This is a genomic window from Tepidimonas sp. (assembly GCF_029335975.1).
Lineage (GTDB): Bacteria > Pseudomonadota > Gammaproteobacteria > Burkholderiales > Burkholderiaceae_C > Tepidimonas.
In genome coordinates this window covers 1-2,982 of record NZ_JARJMT020000111.1, presented here as the reverse complement: position 1 = coordinate 2,982, position 2,982 = coordinate 1, and the positions used below count along the sequence as shown (strand labels likewise).

At 69.2% G+C, this 2,982-nt stretch carries 3 protein-coding genes; 1 reads left to right on the top strand and 2 read right to left on the bottom strand.

Annotation, left to right across the window (positions count from 1 at the left end):
• Together P3W97_RS06165 and P3W97_RS06160 are read right to left on the bottom strand one after the other, a co-directional pair.
• On the bottom strand, window positions 1-857 hold an 857-nt coding region (locus tag P3W97_RS06165), incomplete at its 3' end, for a DUF58 domain-containing protein (protein ID WP_300844823.1).
• 8 nt (window positions 858-865) lie between these two features.
• On the bottom strand, window positions 866-1,756 hold the full coding sequence (locus tag P3W97_RS06160) for an AAA family ATPase (RefSeq protein WP_300844821.1): 891 nt from the start codon (window positions 1,754-1,756) through the stop codon (window positions 866-868).
• Between the two features lie 86 nt (window positions 1,757-1,842).
• Here P3W97_RS06160 and P3W97_RS06155 point away from each other — a divergent pair, with 86 nt between their 5' ends.
• A complete protein-coding gene (locus P3W97_RS06155) occupies window positions 1,843-2,793 on the top strand; it encodes a histone deacetylase family protein (protein WP_300844820.1) in 951 nt (316 codons plus the stop codon).
• The last annotated feature ends 189 nt before the right edge of the window (window positions 2,794-2,982 follow it).

Here is a 2,982-nt window from a genome sequence, read left to right as displayed (position 1 = left end):
GCTCCGCAGGTGCTGCTGTCTAGCCAAAGGGTGGCCGCGGTCTGCTGGTGGGAAGGCTGACGCACCAGCCAGTCGCTGGGGTCGCCATCCCGGCGGGCGGCTTTTTTCCATAGCACCCGGGCGGGGGAGTCGCCAGCGCGGTAGGGCCGCACCGCATCGGGCAGGTCGTCGCTCACTGCAGCGGGCGTCAGGCTGGGGGCCTGCGGCGGCGCAGGGCAGGCGTCGGCTGCCGCCGCTGGGCCAGGCAGCGGCGGCGCGTCGGCCTCTGGCGTCGGATAGACGCTGACCGCGCCCGCTGGGCGCCACCAGCTCCAAACGCGAAAGGCGCCCAGCGGGTAGCAGGTTTCGATGGTCAGCCAAGGCAGTGTGTACCGCCCCCGCGTGGCAAACACCAGGGGCAGGGCCACGCTGGCCGTCTCGCCCGCAGGCAGGTCCACCGATGCCGCGTCCGCCTGCGGTCGTCCCCAGCGCACGGACAGGGCCCAGCGCGCGCGCCGGACGGGGTTGTGAATGTCGATCCGGGTTCGGACCGGCTGACCGGCGAACGCCTCGCCCTCGATGCCTATTCCCAGGCGCAGGCCATGCAGATTTTGGTGTGCGACCCACACGCCGACCATCGCTTGACCCACCAGCAAGAAGGTCAGCAGATATCCCAGGTTGAGCTGGTAGTTGATGCTGCCCACCAGCAGCAGGAGCAGTGTCAGCCCCAGCATCCAGCCTGGCCGGGTCGGCAGCACATACAGGTTGCGGTGGTGCAGCACATGCTCCGCAGTCGCGGGCAGCCGCGCCAGCCACCAGGCGCGCAGCCGCCCCCGTGGGCCCTGTGGGTTTTGCAGCAAGGCGCGGGGCTGACTCATCAGGGCCCTCAAGGCAGGGGTAGGGCTTGCACCAGCGCACGCAGCTGCCCCGCCGCATCCCGTGTCGCCCCGGCTGCGGGCGTCAGCCGGTGCGCCGCCACGGGGATCAGCACATCCAGCAGGTCGTCGGGGGCCACGTAACCCCGCCCCTGCACCAGCGCCCGGGCTCGGGCGGCGCGCAACAGCGCCAGACCGGCGCGGGGGCTCAGGCCGTGGGCAAACCAACGCGGCTCGCGTGTGGCGGCCAGCAGCGCCTGCAGATAGTCCAACAACGGGTCGCTCACCGCCACGGCCTCCGCGGCCTGCTGCAAGCCGTGCAAACCCTCGGCATCCAGCGCCGCCGGCAGCCGTTGCAGCATCTGCCGGCGGTCCTCGCTCCGCAGCAGGGCGCGCTCGGCCGCGCGGCTGGGGTAGCCAAGCGATAGCCGCATCAAAAACCGGTCCAGTTGCGACTCGGGCAGGCCGTGGGTGCCCAATTGCTCGAAGGGGTTTTGCGTCGCGATGACGAAGAACGGCCGTGGCAGCGCGTGCGTCGCGCCATCGACGCTGACCTGGCGTTCTTCCATCGCTTCCAGCAACGCGCTCTGGGTCTTGGGGCTGGCGCGGTTGATCTCGTCGGCCAGCAACACCTGGGTGAACAGCGGCCCCGGGTGGAACACGAAGTCCTGCCGCGCCCGGTCGTATACCGAGGCACCGATCAGGTCGCTCGGCATCAGGTCGGCCGTGAACTGCACCCGCGCGAACTGCAGGCCCAGGGTACGCGCCAATGCCTGCGCCAGTGTCGTTTTGCCGACACCGGGCAGGTCTTCGATCAGCAAATGACCGCCTGCCAGCACACAGGTCAGGGCGTCGCGCAGGACGTCGTCTTTGCCCACGATGACCGTGGTAAGCTGATGCATCAAGGAGGCAATGAGGGGCCGGTAGTCGGTCATACCCTGGACGATACCGGAAAGCGCAGTGGTGCGTGCCCCCAAACCCGTCTGCCATGAAACCGACCGGCTACTACACCCACCCCGCCTGCGTCCGACACGACATGGGGCCCGGCCACCCGGAGTGCCCTCAGCGCCTCGGGGCCATCGATGACCGCCTGTTGATCACCGGCCTGCTCGATGCCTTGGAGCAGCGCACCGCGACTCCGGCCTCGGTGGCCGAGCTGGAGCTGGCTCACGATCGCCTGCATGTCGCGGCCATCCGCGGGTTGAGCGATGAGTTGCGCGACGCCATTGCGGCGGGTGGGCCGCAAACGCTGTCCGTCGATCCGGACACAGCACTCAATCCCCACACCTGGGAGGCGGCGCTGGCGGCAGCGGGCGCGGCGATCGATGCCACCGAGGCGGTGGTCGACGGCGAACTGGCCAACGCCTTTTGCGCCGTGCGCCCGCCCGGACACCACGCCTGCCGCAACCGGGCGATGGGGTTTTGCTTCTTCAACAACGTGGCGGTGGCGGCCAAGTATGCGCTGGCGCGCCTGGGGCTGCAGCGTGTGGCCATCGTCGACATCGATGTGCACCATGGCAATGGGACCGAGGACATCGTGGCCGGCGACGAGCGCATCCTGATGTGCAGTTTCTACCAGCACCCCTACTACCCGGAGTGGGACCACCGCGATGACACCAACCTGGTCAACGTGCCGGTGCCGGCCTACACCAAAGGCATGGATGTGCGCGAGCTGATCGAGATGATGTGGCTGCCGCGGCTGCAGGCGCACCGTCCGGAGCTGATCCTGATCAGCGCCGGCTTCGACGCCCACCGCGAGGACGACCTGGGCCAACTCGCGCTGGTGGAACAGGACTATGTCTGGATCACGCAGCGGCTGATGGACGTGGCGCGCCGCCACGCCAAGGGCCGCATCGTCAGCGTGCTGGAGGGCGGCTATAACCTCAGCGCGCTGGCTCGCAGCGTGGAGGCGCACCTGCGCGTGCTGGCCGACGTCTGACCCCCGCGACCCGAAACGAGGAGACCGCTGCCGATGACCGCCTTAGACGCCGAACCGATCCTGTTGCATGCGCGCGACCCGCGCGGGGTGCACACCCTCACACTCAACACGCCCAAGGCCTTCAACGCGCTCAGCGAGCCGATGCTGGAGGCGCTGTCGGCCAAGCTGGACGAGATCGCCGCCGATGAC

Excerpts from the sequence above, each read along its gene's own strand:
- P3W97_RS06160 (WP_300844821.1), bottom strand. The coding sequence starts at position 1,756 with ATGCATCAGCTTACCACGGTCATCGTGGGCAAAGACGACGTCCTGCGC.
- P3W97_RS06155 (WP_300844820.1), top strand. The coding sequence starts at position 1,843 with ATGAAACCGACCGGCTACTACACCCACCCCGCCTGCGTCCGACACGAC.